The following is a 19,494-nucleotide window of genomic DNA, read 5'->3' on the forward strand; positions in this document are numbered from 1 at the left end:
CCGGAAGGGCCGGGTGGACGGACTGCGCTACGCCTCCCAGGGGACGCCGTCGACGGCGCAGTACACCGTGCCGGCACCGCGCCAGTGCGCGCCGAGCGACGCGACGCGTGCAGCGAACTCATCGTGATCGCGGGCACCGTCACGTGGCCTCGGCGACCAGCCGATCTCGGCGATCGCCGCGACGCGGGGGAAGACGAGGAACTCGACATCGGCGATGGTTCGTGCCGTCTCCGTCCAGATCGGCGCCTCGACGCCGAGGATCTGCTGCTCGCCGATGCCGTCGATGATCGCGGTCGGCTCCCACGCGTACGCGTCTTCGAGCGAGGTCGGTCCGTTCGCCCAGTCGAGTCCGAGTTCGTATCCATCGGGCGTGCTCGGGCTTCCGGCGTGCTGGATGTCGAGGTAGGCGACGTCGGCGGGGGACATGATCACCCGGCCGCCCTGCACCACGACTGAGGTCGTGAGGCGAGCCGCGTCATCCTGGGGCTCGAGGTAGCCCCAATACTGTGCGATCGTGCCGACCGGCAACGATGGCGACGCTCCGATCTCATGCCAGCCGATGACCGACTTGCCGGTCGCGGCCGCGGCGCTCGTGATGCGCTGCACGAGGTCGAGGTAGTCGGCCGCGGTGGTCGACATCGATTCGTCGCCGCCGATGTGGAGCCAGGGGCCGGGGGTGAGCTCGGCGACCTCTCGCATGACATCGGAGAGGAACCGGTCGGTCGCCTCCGCCCGTTCGGGACGGGCGCTCAGCGACGAGAACCCGACCTCGACGCCCTCGTACGGCTCGCGGGCGACGCCGTCGTGGTTGAGCTCGGGGTAGGCGCTGAGGGCGGCGTTCGTGTGGCCGGGCAGGTCGATCTCGGGGACCACGGTGATGAACCGCTCGGCGGCGTGGTCGACGATGCGGGCATAGTCGGCCTTCGTGTAGAACCCGCCGCCGGCTCCGCCGACCGAGGTCGATCCGCCGATGCCGGTGAGCTCGGGCCACGAGTCGACCCGGATGCGCCAGCCCTGGTCGTCGGTGAGGTGCAGGTGCAGGATGTTGATCTTCAGCACGGCGAGGGCGTCGATGAGTCGCAGCACGTCCTCGACCGCGAAGAAGTGGCGCACGACGTCGAGCATGACGCCGCGATAGGCGAAGCGCGGCGCATCCGCCACCGAGACGGCGGGCACGACCACGTCGCCGACCGAAGGCTTCGAGGCGCCGGCCGCGGTTCGTGCCGGGAGCAGCTGTCGCAGCGAGCACGTCGCCCGATACAGGCCGGCCGGGGTCGCGGAACCGATCGCGATGCCTCGATCGGAGACGTCGAGGGTGTACGACTCACCACCCGCCTCGCCGCCGTCGTGCAGCACGAGGGAGATGTCGGCCTCGCGCGCCGTGGCGTCGGCCACGGGCAGCTCGCGCCCCAGGACGGTGCGAAGGTCGCGCGCGAGCGCCGCTGCGATCGCGTGCACGTCGGCGGCTGCGACGATGCGTGTCTCGTCGACGATGCGGAACGGCGCCGAGGTCGTGTGGAACTCGATCGAGGCCGGGGCGGGGACGATGCCGGTCATGGCGAATCCGTTCTGGTCGGCGATGAGGTGGATTGCCCCCCGCAGACACCAGCGTACGCAGCGAGAAGCGGGAGACCCGCTCCGCGAGCGCGGGGTGATCGAGCCGGAGAGGGGACGACGCGAGGTTGACCCGGGAACACCGTGTCCCCCACAGTGGAACGGTGCAGTGGGCCGTGGCCATCCTGACCGTCATCGCGTACGTGACGCTGCCCCTCGGGTCGGCGAGCTTCGAGCAGCAGCCGGTGCCGACCCTGCTCGTCGGGCTCGTCTTCTCGCTGCTCGCGATCTTCGGGTTCCGCTTCGTGCAGGGGCGCTCCGTCTGGTGGGCGGTGGCGTTCGTCGGCGTGCAACTGGCGCTCGGGTTCGCGGTGTTCTCGCTGTCGGGTGCGGCGGTCGGCTCCACTCTGCTCCTCGTGGTGCTCGTCGTGCAGAGCGTGCTGCTCCTGCCCTTGCCGGTCGCGGCCGTGGTCGCGGCCGTCATCCCGCTCGTGCACCTCGGCATGGACTGGCAGGACGGACTCCGCGAAGGGCTCGGCACGCTCGCGGTCACGATCTTCACGCTCATCGTGACCTGGCTCCTCGTTCGCGAGCAGAAAGCCCGGGCTGCGCTCGCCGAAGCGAACGAGCGGTTGCGCGGCTACGCCGCCCAGGCCGAGCAGCTGGCCACCATCCAGGAGCGCAACCGGCTCGCGCGCGACATCCACGACGGTGTCGGACACCACCTGACGGTCGTGCAGATGCAGCTCGAGGCCGCGCGCGCCGTCATCCGCACGGCCCAGCCCGAGCGGCTCGACGCGATGCTCGCCACGGCGCAGGAGCAGTCGGGGCAGGCCCTCGCCGAGGTGCGCCGGTCGGTGGCCGCCCTGCGCGAACACCGCCCCGCGCTGCCCGAGGCGCTGCAGGCCCTCACCGCCGAAGCGACCGAGGCGGGTGTGCCGACCGAGCTCGAGATCCTCGGAAGCGTCCGCCCCATCCGGGCAGAGATCGAGGAGTCGCTCTACCGGGCGGTGCAGGAGGGGCTCACGAACGTCCGCAAGCACGCCGACGCGAGCAGCACGACCGTCGTCCTCGATTTCACCGATGACGAGCACCTCAGGCTCGAGGTGCGCGACGATGGCCGGGGCCTTCCCGAGCCGCCAGGCGACGGCTTCGGGCTCACCGGGTTGCGTGAGCGCATGTCGAACCTCGGCGGGCGGATGTCCCTGGCCCCGGCCGGCGGCGCCGGACTCACCCTGACGGTCGAGGTGCCGGGATGACGATCCGCGTCCTCGTCGCCGACGACCAGGCGCTCTTCCGCGAGGCGCTCATGACGCTGCTCGAGGTGCACCCGGGGGTCGAGGTCGTCGGGGAGGCAGGCAACGGCGAGGAGGCGGTGCGTCGCAGCGGGCGGCTGCGTCCCGACGTGGTGCTCATGGACCTGAGGATGCCGGTGCTCGACGGCATCGCCGCGACGGCGCGCATCCGCGCCGAGCAGCCCGACGTGCGGGTGCTCGCCCTGACGACGTTCGACGACGACGACGACGTGTTCGCCGCCCTGCGCGCCGGCGCCGTCGGGTACCTCCTCAAGGACGTGTCGTCGGCGAGGCTCGTCGAGGCGCTCGACGCGGCGGCGCGCGGCGAGTCTGTGCTCCAGCCGTCGGTGGCGGCGAAGGTCGTGGCACGGGTGGCCCGGTTGCCTGAGGATGCGCCGCCCCCGGAGCATCCCCTGTCCGACCGTGAGGTCGAGGTCGTGCGCCTGCTCGCCGACGGTCGCAGCAACCGCGAGATCGCAGGCGTGCTGTTCCTCGCCGAGGGCACCGTGAAGAACCTCGTCACGAGCGTGCTGTCGAAGCTCGAGGTGCGCGACCGCACGCAGGCGGCCATCCGCGCACGCGACCTCGGCGTCCTCTGACGCGTTCCCCGCCGGGTCACCGCCGCACGTCACCGCCCGAACGTGACCCCGGCCATGACCTTCGGCACCTGACGCGCCCCCGTGCCCCGCGGAGGATTCCGTGTGTTCCCCCTTCGAACACGCAAGGAGTCGAGATGAGCCACCACGCTGAGACGCCCCACCGCACCGAGACGACCGTCCGCCGACCTTCGGTGCTGCGGTTCGCACTGCACCTGCTCGAAATGGTGATCGCCATGCTCGTCGGAATGGTCGTGCTGGACCCGGTCTGGGCGTTCGCCTGGCCGGGGCTTCACGAGAACACGACCGCGCAGGCGCTCGTGATGGCCACGAACATGTCGATCGGCATGGCCGTGTGGATGCGGATCCGCGGCCACGGTCTGCCGGCGATCGCCGAGATGTCGGCGGCGATGTACCTGTCGTTCCTCGTTCTGCTCCCGTTCCTCTGGGCCGGGGTGCTCTCCGACGGGGCGTTCATGATCGCCGGGCACGTGCTCATGGTTCCGGCGATGCTCGTCGCGATGCTGCGCCGCCGGCGCGAGTACGGGTGGTGACCGCCATGCGCGCATTCCTGAAGGTCGTGGTGGTCGTGCTCGCCGCGGTCGCGCTTCCCGCAGCCCTCGGCGCTCCGGCCGTCGTCGGCGCACTCACCTCGCTCAACGCACCGAGGACCGACGGCGTTTCTCCGGCGCCAGAACCGGTTGCGCACGATCCGGCGAAGCCGACGGCGGTCGTCGTGGTCGGCGAGCAGGGCGCCGTGGTGTCCGACACGCTCGCCCCCTACGAGATCCTCGCGACCACGGGAGCGTTCAACGTCTACACCGTGGCGCCCGCGACCCACCCGGTGCCACTCACGGGCGGACTCGACCTCGTGCCCGATCTCACCTTCGACGAACTCGACGAGGTGCTCGGCGGATCGGCCGACGTCGTCGTGATACCGGCAATGCCCGACGTCGGCAGGCCCACGATCGAACCCGTCACCGACTGGCTGGCCGACCAGGCAGCCGGGGGAGCGCTGCTCCTCAGCATCTGCAACGGATCCGGCGTACTCGCCTCGGCCGGGCTCCTCGACGGGCGCACCGCGACCGCGCACTGGCTGCGCGTCGACGAGTTCGAGCGCACGTACGGGGCCGTCGACTGGGTGCGCGGCACGAGGTACGTCGACGACGGCGACGTCGTCAGCACCGCCGGCATCCTGTCGGGCATCGACGGCACGCTGCGCATCGTCGAGCGCCTCGTCGGCGCGGATGCCGCAGCCGAGGCCGCGCGCGGGATCGCGTGGCCGTTCTACCACCGCGACGGGGCCGCCCGCTTGGAGCAGGCCCAGCTCGCGCCGGCCGATGCCGTTGTGGGGCTCAACACCGCGTTCAGCTGGGGCCGGGAGGGAATCGGGGTGCTGTTGAGCGACGGCGTCGGCGAGATCGAGCTCGCCTCGGTCTTCGACACCTATGGGCAATCCCTCGCGGTGCGCACGGTCGCCATCGGCGAGGGCGCGGTGCGCTCCCGCCACGGCCTCACGTTCGTGCCGCGCGCCGAGACCGCAGTCGGACTCGATCGGCTCGTCGTGCCCGGCAGGACCGAGCACGAACCGGTCCCCGGCATGGCGCCGGAGTATCCGCATCGCGAAGCGGGTTTCGCGTTCGACGCCGTGCTGCGCGACCTCGCGCGAACGACCGACGTCGCCACCGCCGAGTGGACGGCGAAGGTGCTGGAGTACCCCGTCGACGCCCTCGCGCTCGAGGGGCCGGCCTGGCCGTGGGCAGAGACGTTCCGCCCGCTCCTCCTCGCCGGCGTCGGCGTGCTCGCAGCGCTCGGCGCGTTCGCACTCGCCCGTGCTCGCCGACGCGGGCGCTCGGGCACCTAGCGACACAGGGCTGCCGTTCCCGTGCCCACGTGTGACCCGCGTGGGCACGGGAACCGCGGCGTGGGACATCCGTTGCTATGCTTGCGTTCGTCGCGACTGGCGTTGAGATGGGTTCCCATCGGGGAGCGACCTGGCACGCACCGACCGCACGCCTGGGCCGGTACGGATGCCTCGTGGCGCGAGTCGCACGAGGCAGCACCCTCGTTTGGTCCGTACCGTCAGAAGGAGCCAGTCTTGGCCGAGTCCGTCTTCAACGCCCCCCTCTCCGAGGTCGATCCCGAGATCGCCGAGGTGCTCGAGCTCGAGCTCGGTCGCCAGCGCGACTACCTCGAGATGATCGCGAGTGAGAACTTCGTCCCGGTCTCGGTGCTGCAGTCGCAGGGTTCGGTGCTCACGAACAAGTACGCCGAGGGATACCCGGGTCGTCGCTACTACGGCGGCTGCGAGTACGTCGACGTCGCCGAGTCGCTCGCGATCGAGCGTGCCAAGAGCCTGTTCGGCGCCGAGTACGCGAACGTGCAGCCCCACTCGGGCGCCACCGCCAACGCCGCCGTGCTGTCGGCCATCGCCACGCCCGGCGACACGATCCTCGGGCTCGAGCTCGCGCACGGCGGTCACCTCACCCACGGCATGCGGCTCAACTTCTCGGGCAAGCTCTACAACGCCGTCGCCTACGGCGTCGACCCCGAGACGTTCGTCGTCGACATGAACGTCGTGCGCGACAAGGCCCTCGAGCACAAGCCGCAGGTCATCATCGCGGGCTGGTCGGCGTACCCGCGCCAGCTCGACTTCGCCGCCTTCCGCGAGATCGCCGACGAGGTCGGCGCCAAGCTCTGGGTCGACATGGCGCACTTCGCGGGCCTCGTCGCCGCGGGCCTGCACCCGAACCCGGTGCCCTTCGCCGACGTCGTGTCGTCGACCGTGCACAAGACGATCGGCGGCCCCCGGTCGGGCTTCATCGTCGCGCGCGACATGGAGCTCGCGAAGAAGCTCAACTCCAACGTGTTCCCAGGCCAGCAGGGCGGCCCGCTGATGCACGTCATCGCGGCGAAGGCCACGGCGTTCAAGATCGCGGCCTCGGCCGAGTTCAAGGACCGCCAGGAGCGCACCGTGCGGGGCGCGAAGATCCTCGCCGACCGCCTCACGGCCGACGACTCGCGCGCCGCCGGCGTCGACGTGCTCACGGGCGGCACCGACGTGCACCTCGTGCTCGCCGACCTGCGCAACTCCGCCATGGACGGCCAGCAGGCCGAAGACCTGCTGCACGAGGCGCTCATCACCGTGAACCGCAACGCGGTGCCGTTCGACCCGCGCCCGCCGATGGTCACCTCGGGCCTGCGCATCGGCACGCCCGCGCTCGCCACCCGCGGGTTCGGCGACGCCGAGTTCACCGAGGTCGCCGACATCATCGCACTGGCTCTGCAGGGCGAAGCGGATGTCCCGGCGCTGCGCGCCCGCGTCGAGGCCCTCACGGCGCGGTTCCCGCTGTACCCCGGCCTGGCGCAGTAGGTTCCACCATGACCGCCATCACCCTCGACGGCGTCGCGACCGCGGCGGCCGTGAAGCAGGAGCTCGCCTCGCGCATCGCACTGCTGCGCGCCCACGGGGTGGTGCCGGGTCTCGGCACGCTGCTCGTCGGCGACGACCCCGGCTCGAAGTCGTACGTGGCGGGCAAGCACCGCGACTGCGCCGAGGTGGGCATCGAGTCCATCCGCGTCGACTTGCCCGCCTCGGCGACCACGGCCGACGTGCGCGCCGCGATCCGCGACCTCAACGCCGCGTCCGAGGTCACCGGGTACATCGTGCAGCTGCCGCTGCCCGCGGGGCACGACGAGAACGCGATGCTCGAGCTCATCGACCCCGACAAGGACGCCGACGGCCTGCACCCGACGAACCTCGGCCGGCTCGTGCTCGGCATCGAGGGTGAGCTGCACTCGCCGCTGCCGTGCACGCCGGCGGGCATCGTCGAGATGCTGCGGCGCTACGACGTGCCGATCCGCGGACGGCACGTCACGGTGATCGGTCGCGGCCTCACGGTCGGCCGTCCGCTCGGACTGCTCTTCACCCGCAAGGGCCTCGACGCGACCGTGACCCTGACGCACTCCCGCACCGTCGACCTCGCGGCCGAGGTGCACCGGGCCGACATCGTCGTCGCCGCCGTCGGCGTGCCGCACCTCGTGAAGCCCGAGTGGATCAGGCCGGGCGCCGCGGTGCTCGACGTCGGCATCACCCGCGTGCAAGACGAGGAGACCGGCAAGGGCCGGCTCACGGGCGACGTCGATCCCGCCGTCGCATCGGTCGCCGGGCACCTCTCGCCGAACCCCGGTGGGGTCGGGCCGATGACCAGGGCCATGCTGCTCGCGAACGTCGTGAAGTCGGCCGAGTTCAAGCTGAACCGGTAGCGCCGGGCGGCGTCCGGCGCGCTCGGCATCGGCCCGCTAGCCCGCCCGTCCGGCCTCCTCCCGGTCGCCCGGCGTTCACTCGTTGATCACCGGGCGGCAAATCGGCGCGCGTAGCTTCGCGGCATGTTCCCAGACGGGCGACGCACCGGTCGCGCCATGCCCCCCGCGGCGGGGGTCGTCGCGATCGTTCCCGCGCGAGGCGGCTCCAAGGGCCTCCCGGGCAAGAACCTCGCGCCCGTCGCGGGCGTACCGCTCATCACCCGAACGATCCGCGCCGCGATCGGCGCGAGCCGCATCGACGCCGTGTTCGTGTCGACCGACGACGACCGCATCGCCGATGCGGCGCACGCCGAGGGCGCCGGGGTGATCCGCCGCCCGGTCGAGCTCGCGGGAGACACCGCGAGCTCCGAGTCGGCACTGCTGCACGCGCTCGACGAGATCGCCGCCGGCGCCGGAACCCTTCCCGGCATCACGGTGTTCCTGCAGGCGACGTCGCCGTTCGTCGACTCCGCCGACCTCGACGAGGCCGTGCGCAGGGTCGTCGACGGCGAGGACGACGTGGTCTTCTCGGTCGTGCCGAGCCATGCCTTCCTCTGGCGCGAATCGGCCGACGGTGCCGAGGGGGTCAACCACGAGTCATCCGTGCGCCATCGCAGGCAGGAGCGCGAGCCCGAGTACCGCGAGACCGGCGCCTTCTACGTGATGCGCACCGACGGGTTCCGTGACGCCGGCCATCGATTCTTCGGGCGCATCGGCATGCTGCGCGTGCCCGACGCGCACGCGATCGAGATCGACGACCCCGCAGACCTGGCCCTCGCCCGGGTGATCGCTCGCGGCGGGCTCGGCGACGACGACCCGGTCGGCACCGGCCCGGTCGTCATGCCGCCGCAGCCGGCGCGCCACCACGGCTCGACGGGTCACGACAGCCGCGACAGCAACGACAGCGGACGTCGCCACCCGAAGCCCCGCATCGACGTCGACGCGGTCGTCACCGACTTCGACGGCGTGCACACCGACGACACCGCGTGGGTCGACGCCGAGGGCCGCGAGCTCGTGCGCGTCAGCCGCAGCGACGGCCACGGCGTGGCACGGCTGCGCGAGGCGGGCATCCCCGTGCTGATCCTGTCGGCCGAGACGAACCCCGTGGTGGCCGCTCGTGCCGCGAAGCTGCAGGTCGAGGTGCGACAGGGCGTCGCCGAGAAGGGCATCGCGCTCGCCGAGTGGGCCGAGGCCCGGGGCATCCGCCTCGATCGCATCGCCTACCTCGGCAACGACGAGGGCGACCTTCCCGCGCTCGCGCTCGTCGGCTGGCCGGTCGCCGTCGCCGACGCGGTGCCGTCGGTGCGCAGCATCGCACGGCTCGTCCTCGACCGCCGCGGCGGCACCGGAGCGGTGCGTGAACTCGCCGAACTCGTCGTCGGCGCACGAACCATTCCCGAATCGGCATACGCCGACCGGGTCGTCCAGAAGCAGGGAGCATTCGCATGACGTCCGTCCGCATCGGCCGATCGTTGATCGGCCCGGGCCACCCGGTCTACGTGATCGGCGAGATCGGCCTCAACCACAACGGCGACGTCGAGATCGCCAAGCGGCTCATCGACGTGGCCGTGGAGGCAGGTGCCCAGGCCGTCAAGTTCCAGAAGCGCACGCCCGAGATCGCGACGCCCGAGCACATGCGCGACGTGCCGCGCGAGACGCCGTGGGGCACGATGACCTACCTCGAGTACCGTCACCGGGTCGAGTTCGGCGAGCCCGAGTACCTCGAGATCGCCTCGTACGCGATGCGTGCAGGCCTCGACTGGTTCGCGTCGCCGTGGGATGTCCCGTCGGTCGAGTTCCTCGAAGCCCTCGACGTCGTCGCCTATAAGGTCGCCTCGGCGTCGCTCACCGACCTCGAGTTGCTCGACACGATGGCCCGCACGGGCAAGCCCGTGATCCTCTCGACGGGCATGTCGACGATCGACGAGATCGACCGCGCGGTCGAGGTGCTCGGCACCGACGACCTCATCCTCATGCACGCCACGTCGAGCTACCCGATGCCGGCCGAAGAGGCGAACCTGCGCATGATCGACACCCTGCGCCGTCGCTACCCCGGGGTGCCGATCGGATACTCCGGCCACGAGCGCGGCCTGCAGATCTCGCTCGCCGCCGTGACCCTCGGCGCGGTCGCCGTCGAGCGCCACATCACGCTCGACCGTGCGATGTGGGGCTCCGACCAGGCCGCCTCGCTCGAGCCCACCGGGTTCGAGCACCTCGTGCGCGACATCCGCGTCATCGGCGACGCCATGGGCGACGGCGTGAAGCGCGTATTCCCGGGCGAGGAGGCGCCGCGCGCGAAGCTGCGGCGGGTGCCCGCCCTGTGAGCCCGAGGTTCCTCGTCCTCGCGGACTCCGATTCGTACGTCAAGTGGGGGGCCGCGTTCGCGTCGCGTCTCCCGCGAGGATGGCGGGCCGAACTCGCCATCCTCGCGACGCCCGTGGCGCCGAGTGCTCGGCAGTTGCGCGCGGCGCTGGCTGGGTCGGTGTTCGACGTCTCCGACGTGACCTTCCTCGAGCTGCACGAGGTCGAGCAGCACCTCGCGGTACGCCGGCCCGACGTGATGCTGCTCGCGATGCGCGGACCGCTCGTGCGCGTCGTCACGCCGATCGTCGGCCGCGCGCCCGACCGGCCGGTGCTCGTGAGCGGATTCCCTGGCCTCACGATCCCCGCCGAGCCGAAGGCGATCATCTACCGCGAGCAGGTCGACCTCATCGTCCTGCAGAGCCGGCGCGAGGTGCGCGAGTTCCGCGCGAACGCGGAGCAGCTCGGTATCCCCGTCGGGTTCGGGCTCGCGACACTGCCGTTCCTTTCCGAGACGAGGCGAGCGGATGTCCCCGCCGAAGGTGACGGCGAACCGTCGGCGCTCGAGCGCCCCGACCTCGTGTTCGCCGCCCAGGCCAAGGTGCCCGCGGCCCGCGAGGACCGCGTGCGCCTGCTCGGCTGGCTCGTCGACGCCGCACGTCGCCGTCCGTCGCGACGCGTCGTCGTGAAGGTGCGCGCTCGCCGCGGCGAGGCGCAGACGCACGATGAGGCGTACGACTTCGGCGATCTCCTCGACGACCCGGGCGTTCGTGCCGAGCTCGGCGGCACCCTGCCGCCGAACCTCGTCGTCGAGGACGGGCCGATGGCCGAGCACCTCGAACGCGCCGCGGCGCTCGTGACGGTGAGCTCGACCGCGGTGCTCGAAGCGATCGCGGCCGGTGTTCCCGCGGTCGTCGTCGACGAGTTCGGCATCGCGCCGAAGCTCATCAACACGGTGTTCGAGGGCAGCGGCCTCTTCGGAGGCGCCGAGGCGGTCGCCGGGTGGGACGCGAGGCACCCGAGCGCCGAGTGGCTTGACGACAACTACTTCCACGGGCGCGAGCACGACGACTGGCCGGCACGTGTCGGCGAGCTGCTCGAGCGTCGCGCCGCGGCGCCGCTGCCCCTGCGTGAACGCCGGTACAACCTGACGGGCGGCGCGTTGCGCCGTTCGTTCGAGCGCAAGCGCATGCTCGGCGAGTTCGACCGTTCGTTCGCGGGTTCCGTGTCGGTCGTGTTCGCACTCCCGTCGCGATGGGTCGTGCGTCGGGTGCGTCAGGTGCGCCGGCGTCTCGCGGGCGAGCCTGCGACACCGCAGCTCGGGGCGCGCGAGCTGCGTTCGCCGCAGCTCGTCGACGCGGCCTGAGCCGGGTCGGCATCCTCAGTCGACCGGGGCGGTGTGCTCGTCGACGTGCCGCAGGTAGGCGTCGGCGTTGCGGCGGATGCCCTCGCGCTCGGCGTCGGTGAGCTCGCGGCGAACCTTCGCGGGCACGCCCGCGACGAGCGAACCGGGCGGCACGACGGTGCCCTCGAGCACGACGGCGCCGGCGGCGACGAGCGAGCCCGCCCCGATGACGGCGCCGTTGAGCACCCTGGCGCCCATGCCCACGAGCGAATCGTCTTCGACGGTGCATCCGTGCAGCACGGCGCCGTGCCCGACCGACACGTTGCGTCCGACGGTGAGCGGGTAACCCGCGTCGACGTGGCAGACCACGGTGTCCTGGAGGTTCGAGCCCTCGCCGAGCACGATCGGCTCGGCCTCGGCGCGGAGCACGGCGTTGTACCAGACGCTCGATCGGGCCTCGAGGCGCACATCGCCGACGATCACGGCGCCGGCCGCGACGAAGGCCGAGTCTGCGAGCCTGGGGGCGTCGATGCCCGCGAGGGTGAGGATGCGGGCGGAGGGGTCTGCTGGCATGGGGCAAGCCTAGCCAGCGTCGCGGCGACGGCGCCGGACGCTTGCGACGACGAGCCGGCCGAGCGCGCCGACGACGAACACGGCGAGCCCGATGCCGATCGACACCGGCGGAAGGGTGACGACGAGCACGGCGCATCCGATCGCGCCCGCAGCCGACAAGGTGCGTGGGACGCGTCGCTCGGCCGCGGGTTGCGTGATCGCCGACACGTTGGCGATCAGGTAGTAGACGAGCACGCCGAACGAGCTGAACCCGATCGCCTCGCGGAGGTCGACGGCGAGCACGAGCACGAGGATCGCGGCGCCCGTCACGAGCTCGGCGACGAGCGGCGTCGACGTTCGCGGATGCACCGCGGCGAGCCGCGCCGGCAGTTCGCGATCGCGAGCCATGGCGAGTTCGGTGCGCGCGATGCCGGCGATGAGCACGAGCAGGGAACCGAGCGCGGCGACGCCGGCGGCGATCCGCACGACGGGCTCGGCCCAGCTCCACCCGGCTGCCGCGACGACGTCGACGAGGGGTGCGCCCGATGCGGCGAGCAGCCGCGGACCGAGTGCCGCGAGGGCCGCCGCGCCGACCGCGAGGTAGACCGTGATGACGACGCCGAACGCGATGCCGATGGCCCTGGGGATGGTGCGCGAGGGTTCGCGCACCTCCTCGCCGAGCGTCGCGATCCGGGCATATCCTGCGAAGGCGAAGAAGATGAGCGCGGCCGACTGCAGGATTCCGTACGCCGTGCCGGGCATCCCTGGTGAGAACGGCGGCACGATCGACTGGCCGTCCATCGCGCCGAGCTCGGCGCTGCTGCTCCCGCCCGACGCTGCCGCGATCCCGGCGACCACGACCAGGGCGAGCACGGCGATCACGGCGGCGACCAGCACCGCGCCCACCCGCGCGGTGCGGGTCACGCCGAGCAGGTTCACCCCGACGAGCACGACGACCACGGCGACCGCGACGGGCCGCTGCCACACGCCCGGCACGAGGTAGGCCGCGGCGGTGAGGGCCATGGCGGCGCAACTCGCGGTCTTGCCGACGACGAATCCCCATCCTGCGAGGAATCCCGGCCATTCGCCGAGGCGTTCGCGTCCGTACCGGTAGGCGCCGCCCGACTCGGGGTAGCGCACCGCGAGCTGGGCGGTCGACGCGGCATTGGCGAGCGCGACGAACGCGGCGATCGCGAGCCCGACGACGAGGCCCGCGCCGGCGGCCTGGGCGGCCGGCGCCCAGACGGCGAAGACGCCCGCGCCGATCATCGCCGCGAGGCCGATCGCGACGGCGTCGCCGAGCCCGAGTCGGCGGACCAGTCGGTCGTGCGGTTCGGCAGCGGTCACGAGCGGCACCTTAGCCGACGCGTGTTGCGAGCTGGGGGCGATCGTAGGATCGGAGCATGACCGTTGCCCCCTCGCATCCCGCCGTCGACCGCGTCGCCGAAGCCCTCGCCCAGCACGGATTGAACCCCGAGATCGTGTGGTTCGACGATGCCGTGACGACCGCCCCGCTCGCGGCTGCGGCCCTCGGCATCGACGTCGGCCAGATCGCGAACTCGCTCGTGTTCACCCTCGACGACGAGCCCATCCTCGTGCTCACGTCGGGTGCGCACCGGGTTGACACCGAGTGGCTCGGCACAGAGCTCGGCGGCGTCATCGGTCGCGCCTCGAAGGACACCGTGAAGCACGCGACCGGACAGGTCATCGGCGGTGTCGCACCGGTGGGCCACCCTGCCCCCGTTCGCACGATCGTCGACACCGAGCTCGCCCAGTACTCCGTGGTGTGGGCTGCCGCGGGCCACGCGAAGACCGTATTCCCCACGTCGTTCGACGAGCTCGTGCGCATCACGGGCGGCGTGCCGCGCGCGGTCGAGCCGTCGCCCGAGGCATCCGCGTGACCTCGGACCGCGTCGCGTGGCCGCGCACCGCCGGCTCCCTCGAGCTCCGGGCCCCGACGAGCGACGACCTCGACCAGGTGCTCGTGTGGCGCAACGACCCCGACGTGGTCCGGTGGCTGCTGCGTACGACGGTCGACCCCGAGAAGTTCCGTGCGGCGTGGCTCGACAGCATCGACGACCCCGCCCAGCACACCGCGGTGGCCGTGCTCGACGGCGTCGTAGTCGGCACCGGATCACTCGACGTGCGCGACGGCATCGGCCAGTTCGACGGGGACGTCTGGCGCGGGGCCGAAGGGCTGCTCGGCTACCTCATCGACCCGGCGCACGCGGGCCGAGGGCACGCGACCACGATCGCGCGTGCCCTGCTCGAGATCGCGTTCACCGACCTCGGCCTGCGCCGAGTCGTGGCCGAGTGCTTCGCCGACAACGTCGCCTCGTGGCGCGTCATGGAGAAGCTTGGCATGCGCCGCGAGCAGCACGGGGTGCGCGACTCGTGGCACGCCGAACTCGGCTGGGTCGACGGCTTCACCTACGCGATCCTCGCGGAGGAGTACACCCCCGCGCCGTGATCCACCGTGACTCGCAGACCACGCCGGCACCTGCGCTGCGCTTCGCGACGCGCACCCGCTCGCCTCGTTCGCATCTCTTCTGAAGTCCCCACCGAGTCGTGCCGTCTCTGCGCGGGTCTCGAGTGGGTCGGCCGAACTCGCCCGCCGACTGGAGCTCATCCGGCTCAAGACTCCGACACTGATGCCACGTGGCATCAGTGTCGGAGTCACGAAGGGCCATGCTCTGTCGATCGCAGAGTGTCGGTGGTCGAGGCAAGACTGAGGTCTGCAACCGCGGGCGAGGAGACTGATGCATGACGAGGATCGATATCCCCGGGATGGTGATGCGCGTTCGGCGAGCCGGTGATCTGAGTCAGCGTCAGCTGGCCTCGGCGGTGGGGCTCTCGCAGTCGCAGATCGCTCGCATCGAGTCTGCGTCGCGGCAGGTGGATGTCGTCACGTTCGTCGCGATGCTTTCGCTGGCTGGGATGCGGTTAGTCGTCGTCGACCGCGATGGCGTCGAAGTCGATCCGGTGTCGACCGATGTCCTACGCGACCACGGTGGTCGCAAGTTGCCTGCGCATCTTGATGTTCGACCTACGTGGGACCCTCCGGCGACCGCACTCGTCGATGGGTACCGTCACCGCCCGGCGCCGAAGGCGTGGTACCACCATCGCCAGCAGCGCGATCGGCGACGGGGCGAACTCGGCATCGACGCGAGTGTTGATCAACCCACGCGGCGAGACATCGCCGGGGCCGAGCAGGTTGCGAGGGCGACGCGTCTCGCCGAGGCGAGCCGTCGGGCACATGCCCTGCTCGCCGGCGACTGCGCCTGCACTGCCGCGTGCTGGGAACATGCGGGCTGCGCGCCGAACTGCGAATGCGGGTGCGAGGCGTGACGCGGGCCGTGGTCAGACGTCGCGCCGTGCCCCCGCGCTCGGCCGTACGGTGAAGACGACCGGCTCGCGGAACCCCTGCTCGGCGAAGGCCGCCACGACCTCGCGCGTCACGACCGGGACCAGCGCGTCGATCATGAGCGCGATCGCGGCGCCGCCGAATCCCCCGCCCGTCATGCGAGCGCCGATCGCTCCGGTAGCCTGCGCAGTCTCGACCGCGAGGTCGAGTTCGGGCACCGAGATCTCGAAGTCGTCGCGCATCGACGCGTGCGACGCGTCGAGGAACGGGCCGATCGCGCCGGCCCCGTGCTCGCGCAGCGTGCGCACGGTGTCGAGCACGCGCTGGTTCTCGGTGACGACGTGCCGCACGCGACGGAACGTCTCGTCGTCGAGTAGCTCGGCGGCGCCCTCGAGGTCGTCGACGTGCACGTCGCGCAGCGACTCCACACCGAGCGTGCGGGCGCCCGCTTCGCACGATGCCCGTCGCGACGCGTACCCGCCGGTGGCGTGCGCGTGCGAGACCCGCGTGTCGATGACGAGCAGCGACAGGCTCTCGGCCCCGAACCCGAGCGGTATCACGTCGGCGTCGAGGCTGCGGCAATCGAGGAACACCGCCGAGTCGGGTTCGCCAAGCAGCGAGGCGGTCTGGTCCATGATGCCGGTCGGCGCACCCACCGCGCGGTTCTCGGCGAGGCGGCCGATCTTCGAGAGCGTCGGGCGATCGAAGCCGAGGCCCCAATGCTCGTCGAGGGCGAGCGCCACCGCGCATTCGATGGCGGCCGAAGAAGAGAGCCCCGCGCCGATCGGCACGTCGGAGTCGATGTAGAGGTCGACCCCGCGAGCGTGTGCGAGATCGGCCCCGAACTCGCCGAACGCCCAGGCGACGCCGAGCGGGTACGCCGCCCAGCCGTCGACGGCGTCGGGGGACAGCTCGTCGAGGTGGATCGAGACGGACTCGGGGTCGTGGCTCGTCGCGACGCGCAGCACCCGGTCGTCGCGGTCGCCGAGCGCCACGACCGTGCGGCGGTCGATCGCGAAGGGGAACACGAACCCGTCGTTGTAGTCGGTGTGCTCCCCGATGAGGTTGACCCGCCCCGGCGCCGACCAGACGCCCGCGGGCGTGCGCCCGAACCACTCGGCGAAGCCGTGCGCCGCCCCGGCGACCGCGTCCCCGCTCATACCCGTGCCTTCCCGATCGCGGCGCGCAGCGCCTCGGCCTGTGCCTCGGGGGTGACATCCCCGATCCATGCTCCCATCGCGGCCTCCGAGCCCGCGAGGAACTTCAGCTTGTCGGCGGCCCGTCGCGGGCTCGTGAGCGCCAGCATGAGGCGCACCTCGTCGCGCCGATCGTTCACCGGCGCCTGGTGCCAGGCCGCGATGTACGGCGTCGGGGTGTCGTAGAGCAGGTCGATGCCGCGCAGCAGCTTGAGGTACAGCGATGCGAGCTCGTCGCGTTCGGCGAGCGTCGTGGCGGCGAGGTCGGGCACGTGCCGGTGAGGGAGCAGGTGCACCTCGATCGGCCACCGCGCGGCGAACGGCACGAACGCAGTCCAGTGCTCGCCCGTGAGCAGCACCCGCGGGCCGCTGCGTTCGCGCTCGACGAGATCGGCGAAGAGGCCTGGACCGTACGCGTCGATCGAGGCGAGCAGTCGCTCGGTGCGCGGCGTCACATAGGGGTAGGCGTAGATCTGCCCGTGCGGGTGGCCCAGGGTCACGCCGATCTCACGGCCCCGATTCTCGAACGGGAACACCTGCTCGACGCCCGGCAGCGCCGACAGTGCGGCCGTGCGGTGCGCCCATGCCTCGATCACGGTGCGTGCCCGCGAGACGGTCTGCGTGCCGAATGAGCCCTCGTGCTCGGGGCTGAAGCACACCACCTCGCAGCGACCCACCGACGTATGGGTGCGCTCGAGCCCGACCTCGCGCAGCGACGCGAGCGCGCTCGGCGTGCCGGGCTCGGCGAGCGAGGGCCCGAACGACGGCGACCGGTTCTCGAAGACGGCGACGTCGTATTCGCTCGGGATCTCGGAGGGGTTGTCAGGCGTCTGCGGCGCGAGCGGGTCGAGGTTCGCGGGCGGCAGCATGACGCGGTTCTGCCGTGCCGCCGCGATCGAGACCCACTCGCCGGTCAGCGGATCCTGCCGCATCTCGGCCGTCGGCGGGCGCGCTTCGAGCGTTCGCGCGTCGATCGCGTGCTCGCCGGTGAGGGTGGTGTCGGCGTCGTCGAAGTAGATGAGCTCGCGCCCGTCGGCGAGGGTCGTCGGGCGCACCGCGATGCGAGGGTCGAATTCGAGCGCGGATGTCCCCGCAGCGGCCTCGGTCGTGTCGTTCACGTCGCACACGATACGCGACTTTCGTTTTGCAAACAAATGAGTTTCGTATTGCAAAGCTCGGGCCGAGGGGCGATCATGGCGATGTGACCGACACCGAGCCGACGACCCCGCAGCACGACGCACCTCGACGGCGCGAACTCGCCCTCGCCCTCGTCGCCGAACGCGGTTTCGTGCGGGTCACCGAGCTGAGCCGGGCGTTCGGGGTCACCACCGTCACGGCGCGCGCCGACCTCGACGCGCTCGAACGCCAGGGCGGCATCCGCCGGGTCCACGGGGGTGCCGTGCCCGCGACATCCGTCGTCGGCGCCGATCGGCCCGAGCGGGAGCCGAGCTTCGAGGAGGCGCTCGAGGCGTCGGTCGAGCCGAAGCGGCGCATCGGCGAGCACGTCGCCTCACTCGTGAAGAGCGGACAGAGTCTGATCCTCGACGTCGGCACGACGACGCTGCAGGTCGCCAGGGCGCTGCGCCGCCGCGACGACCTCGCCGATCTCGTGATCTTCACGAACGGCCTGTCGATCGCCCTCGAACTGGAGCCCGAGATCCCGCGCTTCCAGGTCGTGGTCACCGGCGGCACCCTGCGGCCGCGCCAGCACTCGCTCGTCGACCCGCTCGCCGCGTCGATGCTGCGCGACGTGCATGTCGACCTCGCGGTCATCGGCTGCAATGGCGTCGATCCCGCGCACGGGGTGACCAACGCGAACCTGCCCGAAGCCGCCGTGAAGTCGCTCATGCTGCAGCGCGCGGCGCGGGCCCTCGTCGTCGCCGACGGCACGAAGATCGGCGAGGTGCACCTGGGACGAGTCGCCCCGGTCGACGCGTTCGACGCCCTCGTGACCGACGCCTCCGCGCCGCGGGCGATCGTCGCCGAGCTCGAGGACGTCGGGCTCGCGGTGACGTGCGCCTGAGACCCTAGAGTGGAGGGATGAGCGCACCCACGGGCGAGCAGTTCGTCCTCGAGACGTCGACCGCCAGCGGAGACATCCAGGCGACCATCACCGCCGTCGCGGCCGGCATCCGCACCCTCAGCATCAACGGCATCGACCTCGTGCCGCCGTACGCCGAAGACCAGTCGCCTCCGTCGGGCGCCGGCATCGTGCTCGTGCCATGGCCCAACCGCATCCGCGACGGCCGGTGGAGCCACGACGGCGTCGACCACCAACTCGCCATCAGTGAGCCCAAGCACAACAATGCCATCCACGGGCTGCTGCGGTACACCGAATACACGGCCATCTCGCGCGAGCGGGACTCGGTCACCCTCTCGGCACGCATCTACCCTCAGCTCGGTTACCCGTTCCTGCTCGGCACGGCCGTGCACTACGAGCTCGTCGCCGACGGACTGCGGGTCACGCATTTCGTCGAGAACCTCGGCGCCGAACCGGCCCCCGTCGCGATCGGCACGCACCCGTTCCTCAAGATCGGCGGCGTCCCCACGGCAGATCTCACCCTGCGCCTCGACGCGGCGAGCCACATCGAGGTCGACGACCGACTGCTGCCGACCGGCGAGGTGCCGGTCGACGGTACCGAGTGGGACTTCCGCGAAGGTCGCCGTGTGGGCGACGTCTCGCTCGACGACGCGTTCGGCGAGCTCTCAGGCGACGAGGGCCGGGTCGAGCACACGCTCACCGCGCCCGATGGGCGCAGTGTCTCGGTCTGGGCCGACGACGAGTTCGGGTACGTGCAGGTCTACACCACGCGCACGTTCCCCGGTGAGGACGGCGACGTGGCGATCGCGATCGAGCCGATGACCGCACCGGCCGAGGCGTTCAACTCCGAGCGCGGCCTGCGCTGGCTCGGCCCGGGCGAGGAGTGGGAGCTGAGCTGGGGCATCCGCTTCGAAGGATTCAGCGCCGACTGACGTCGTCCATTCC

Annotated in this window: 19 protein-coding genes and 1 riboswitch; of the genes, 14 read left to right on the forward strand and 5 right to left on the reverse strand. The window is 71.6% G+C overall.

Translation table 11 applies throughout. The features are described 5' to 3' along the window. Positions 1-27 precede the first annotated feature (27 nt). Positions 28-1,557, reverse strand: a complete 1,530-nt coding sequence (locus tag LQ757_RS05710) for a beta-N-acetylhexosaminidase (protein WP_231046202.1) — start codon at positions 1,555-1,557, stop codon at positions 28-30. 161 nt (positions 1,558-1,718) lie between these two features. Here LQ757_RS05710 and LQ757_RS05715 point away from each other — a divergent pair, with 161 nt between their 5' ends. From LQ757_RS05715 to LQ757_RS05755, 9 genes are all read left to right on the forward strand, one after another. Then, positions 1,719-2,813: a sensor histidine kinase gene (locus LQ757_RS05715; protein WP_231046203.1), complete on the forward strand. Its 1,095-nt coding sequence runs from the start codon at positions 1,719-1,721 to the stop codon at positions 2,811-2,813. Then, positions 2,810-3,448, forward strand: coding sequence for a response regulator transcription factor (locus tag LQ757_RS05720; protein WP_231046204.1), 639 nt, complete (start codon positions 2,810-2,812; stop codon positions 3,446-3,448). The genes LQ757_RS05715 and LQ757_RS05720 overlap by 4 nt, the downstream gene beginning before the upstream one ends. 134 nt (positions 3,449-3,582) lie before the next feature. Next, entirely contained in the window at positions 3,583-3,999 is a 417-nt protein-coding gene (locus tag LQ757_RS05725) for a hypothetical protein (RefSeq protein WP_231046205.1), read from the forward strand. Between the two features lie 5 nt (positions 4,000-4,004). Beyond that, positions 4,005-5,309 (forward strand): DJ-1/PfpI family protein, encoded by a 1,305-nt coding sequence (locus LQ757_RS05730; RefSeq protein WP_231046206.1) that lies wholly within the window; start codon positions 4,005-4,007, stop codon positions 5,307-5,309. 82 nt (positions 5,310-5,391) lie between these two features. Continuing rightward, positions 5,392-5,474: riboswitch (ZMP/ZTP riboswitch) on the forward strand. A 69-nt stretch (positions 5,475-5,543) separates the two neighbouring features. Continuing rightward, positions 5,544-6,818 (forward strand): serine hydroxymethyltransferase, encoded by a 1,275-nt coding sequence (gene glyA / locus LQ757_RS05735; protein ID WP_231046207.1) that lies wholly within the window; start codon positions 5,544-5,546, stop codon positions 6,816-6,818. Positions 6,819-6,826: 8 nt separating this feature from the next. Beyond that, positions 6,827-7,711 (forward strand): bifunctional methylenetetrahydrofolate dehydrogenase/methenyltetrahydrofolate cyclohydrolase, encoded by an 885-nt coding sequence (locus LQ757_RS05740; protein WP_231046208.1) that lies wholly within the window; start codon positions 6,827-6,829, stop codon positions 7,709-7,711. Between the two features lie 123 nt (positions 7,712-7,834). After that, entirely contained in the window at positions 7,835-9,199 is a 1,365-nt protein-coding gene (locus LQ757_RS05745) for an acylneuraminate cytidylyltransferase (protein ID WP_231046209.1), read from the forward strand. Next, positions 9,196-10,074, forward strand: coding sequence for an N-acetylneuraminate synthase family protein (locus LQ757_RS05750; RefSeq protein WP_231046210.1), 879 nt, complete (start codon positions 9,196-9,198; stop codon positions 10,072-10,074). The genes LQ757_RS05745 and LQ757_RS05750 overlap by 4 nt, the downstream gene beginning before the upstream one ends. Continuing rightward, the gene (locus tag LQ757_RS05755; protein ID WP_231046211.1) at positions 10,071-11,417 is read left to right on the forward strand and encodes a DUF6716 putative glycosyltransferase; all 1,347 of its coding nucleotides are present in this window, start codon (positions 10,071-10,073) and stop codon (positions 11,415-11,417) included. Before LQ757_RS05750 ends, LQ757_RS05755 begins: the two co-directional genes overlap by 4 nt. Positions 11,418-11,432: 15 nt before the next feature. Here the strand turns inward: LQ757_RS05755 and LQ757_RS05760 are convergent, their stop codons facing one another. Together LQ757_RS05760 and LQ757_RS05765 are read right to left on the reverse strand one after the other, a co-directional pair. Continuing rightward, positions 11,433-11,969 carry a gamma carbonic anhydrase family protein gene (locus LQ757_RS05760; RefSeq protein WP_231046212.1) on the reverse strand — a complete coding sequence of 179 codons (537 nt, stop codon included), beginning with the start codon at positions 11,967-11,969 and terminating at the stop codon, positions 11,433-11,435. Between the two features lie 9 nt (positions 11,970-11,978). Next, entirely contained in the window at positions 11,979-13,295 is a 1,317-nt protein-coding gene (locus tag LQ757_RS05765) for an APC family permease (protein ID WP_231046213.1), read from the reverse strand. 56 nt (positions 13,296-13,351) lie between these two features. Between LQ757_RS05765 and LQ757_RS05770 the strand changes: the two genes are divergently transcribed. From LQ757_RS05770 to LQ757_RS05780, 3 genes are all read left to right on the forward strand, one after another. Further along, positions 13,352-13,849, forward strand: coding sequence for a YbaK/EbsC family protein (locus tag LQ757_RS05770; RefSeq protein WP_231046214.1), 498 nt, complete (start codon positions 13,352-13,354; stop codon positions 13,847-13,849). Further along, on the forward strand, positions 13,846-14,418 hold the full coding sequence (locus LQ757_RS05775) for a GNAT family N-acetyltransferase (RefSeq protein ID WP_231046215.1): 573 nt from the start codon (positions 13,846-13,848) through the stop codon (positions 14,416-14,418). Before LQ757_RS05770 ends, LQ757_RS05775 begins: the two co-directional genes overlap by 4 nt. 317 nt (positions 14,419-14,735) lie before the next feature. After that, positions 14,736-15,296, forward strand: a complete 561-nt coding sequence (locus LQ757_RS05780; RefSeq protein ID WP_231046216.1) for a helix-turn-helix domain-containing protein — start codon at positions 14,736-14,738, stop codon at positions 15,294-15,296. Between the two features lie 12 nt (positions 15,297-15,308). Here the strand turns inward: LQ757_RS05780 and galK are convergent, their stop codons facing one another. Together galK and galT are read right to left on the reverse strand one after the other, a co-directional pair. Beyond that, complete coding sequence (gene galK, locus LQ757_RS05785) at positions 15,309-16,472, reverse strand: galactokinase (protein WP_231046217.1); 1,164 nt, start codon at positions 16,470-16,472, stop codon at positions 15,309-15,311. Beyond that, positions 16,469-17,569, reverse strand: a complete 1,101-nt coding sequence (gene galT, locus LQ757_RS05790; RefSeq protein WP_231046331.1) for a galactose-1-phosphate uridylyltransferase — start codon at positions 17,567-17,569, stop codon at positions 16,469-16,471. The genes galK and galT overlap by 4 nt, the downstream gene beginning before the upstream one ends. A gap of 140 nt (positions 17,570-17,709) precedes the next feature. Between galT and LQ757_RS05795 the strand changes: the two genes are divergently transcribed. Both LQ757_RS05795 and LQ757_RS05800 read left to right on the forward strand, forming a co-directional pair. Beyond that, positions 17,710-18,531: a DeoR/GlpR family DNA-binding transcription regulator gene (locus LQ757_RS05795; RefSeq protein ID WP_231046218.1), complete on the forward strand. Its 822-nt coding sequence runs from the start codon at positions 17,710-17,712 to the stop codon at positions 18,529-18,531. Between the two features lie 17 nt (positions 18,532-18,548). Further along, positions 18,549-19,481 (forward strand): aldose 1-epimerase family protein, encoded by a 933-nt coding sequence (locus LQ757_RS05800; RefSeq protein WP_231046219.1) that lies wholly within the window; start codon positions 18,549-18,551, stop codon positions 19,479-19,481. Positions 19,482-19,494 lie beyond the last annotated feature (13 nt).

It is taken from the genome of Agromyces cavernae (assembly GCF_021044935.1).
GTDB classification, from domain to species: Bacteria; Actinomycetota; Actinomycetes; order Actinomycetales; family Microbacteriaceae; genus Agromyces; species Agromyces cavernae.

What these genes read in the sequence shown, in the direction of transcription:
- LQ757_RS05730 (WP_231046206.1), top strand. Translation starts at nt 4,005, where the DNA reads ATGCGCGCATTCCTGAAGGTCGTGGTGGTCGTGCTCGCCGCGGTCGCG.
- LQ757_RS05760 (WP_231046212.1), bottom strand. Translation starts at nt 11,969, where the DNA reads ATGCCAGCAGACCCCTCCGCCCGCATCCTCACCCTCGCGGGCATCGAC.
- LQ757_RS05710 (WP_231046202.1), bottom strand. Translation starts at nt 1,557, where the DNA reads ATGACCGGCATCGTCCCCGCCCCGGCCTCGATCGAGTTCCACACGACC.
- galK (WP_231046217.1), bottom strand. Translation starts at nt 16,472, where the DNA reads ATGAGCGGGGACGCGGTCGCCGGGGCGGCGCACGGCTTCGCCGAGTGG.
- LQ757_RS05750 (WP_231046210.1), top strand. Translation starts at nt 9,196, where the DNA reads ATGACGTCCGTCCGCATCGGCCGATCGTTGATCGGCCCGGGCCACCCG.
- LQ757_RS05800 (WP_231046219.1), top strand. Translation starts at nt 18,549, where the DNA reads ATGAGCGCACCCACGGGCGAGCAGTTCGTCCTCGAGACGTCGACCGCC.
- LQ757_RS05725 (WP_231046205.1), top strand. Translation starts at nt 3,583, where the DNA reads ATGAGCCACCACGCTGAGACGCCCCACCGCACCGAGACGACCGTCCGC.
- LQ757_RS05770 (WP_231046214.1), top strand. Translation starts at nt 13,352, where the DNA reads ATGACCGTTGCCCCCTCGCATCCCGCCGTCGACCGCGTCGCCGAAGCC.
- LQ757_RS05740 (WP_231046208.1), top strand. Translation starts at nt 6,827, where the DNA reads ATGACCGCCATCACCCTCGACGGCGTCGCGACCGCGGCGGCCGTGAAG.
- LQ757_RS05745 (WP_231046209.1), top strand. Translation starts at nt 7,835, where the DNA reads ATGTTCCCAGACGGGCGACGCACCGGTCGCGCCATGCCCCCCGCGGCG.
- LQ757_RS05720 (WP_231046204.1), top strand. Translation starts at nt 2,810, where the DNA reads ATGACGATCCGCGTCCTCGTCGCCGACGACCAGGCGCTCTTCCGCGAG.
- LQ757_RS05780 (WP_231046216.1), top strand. Translation starts at nt 14,736, where the DNA reads ATGGTGATGCGCGTTCGGCGAGCCGGTGATCTGAGTCAGCGTCAGCTG.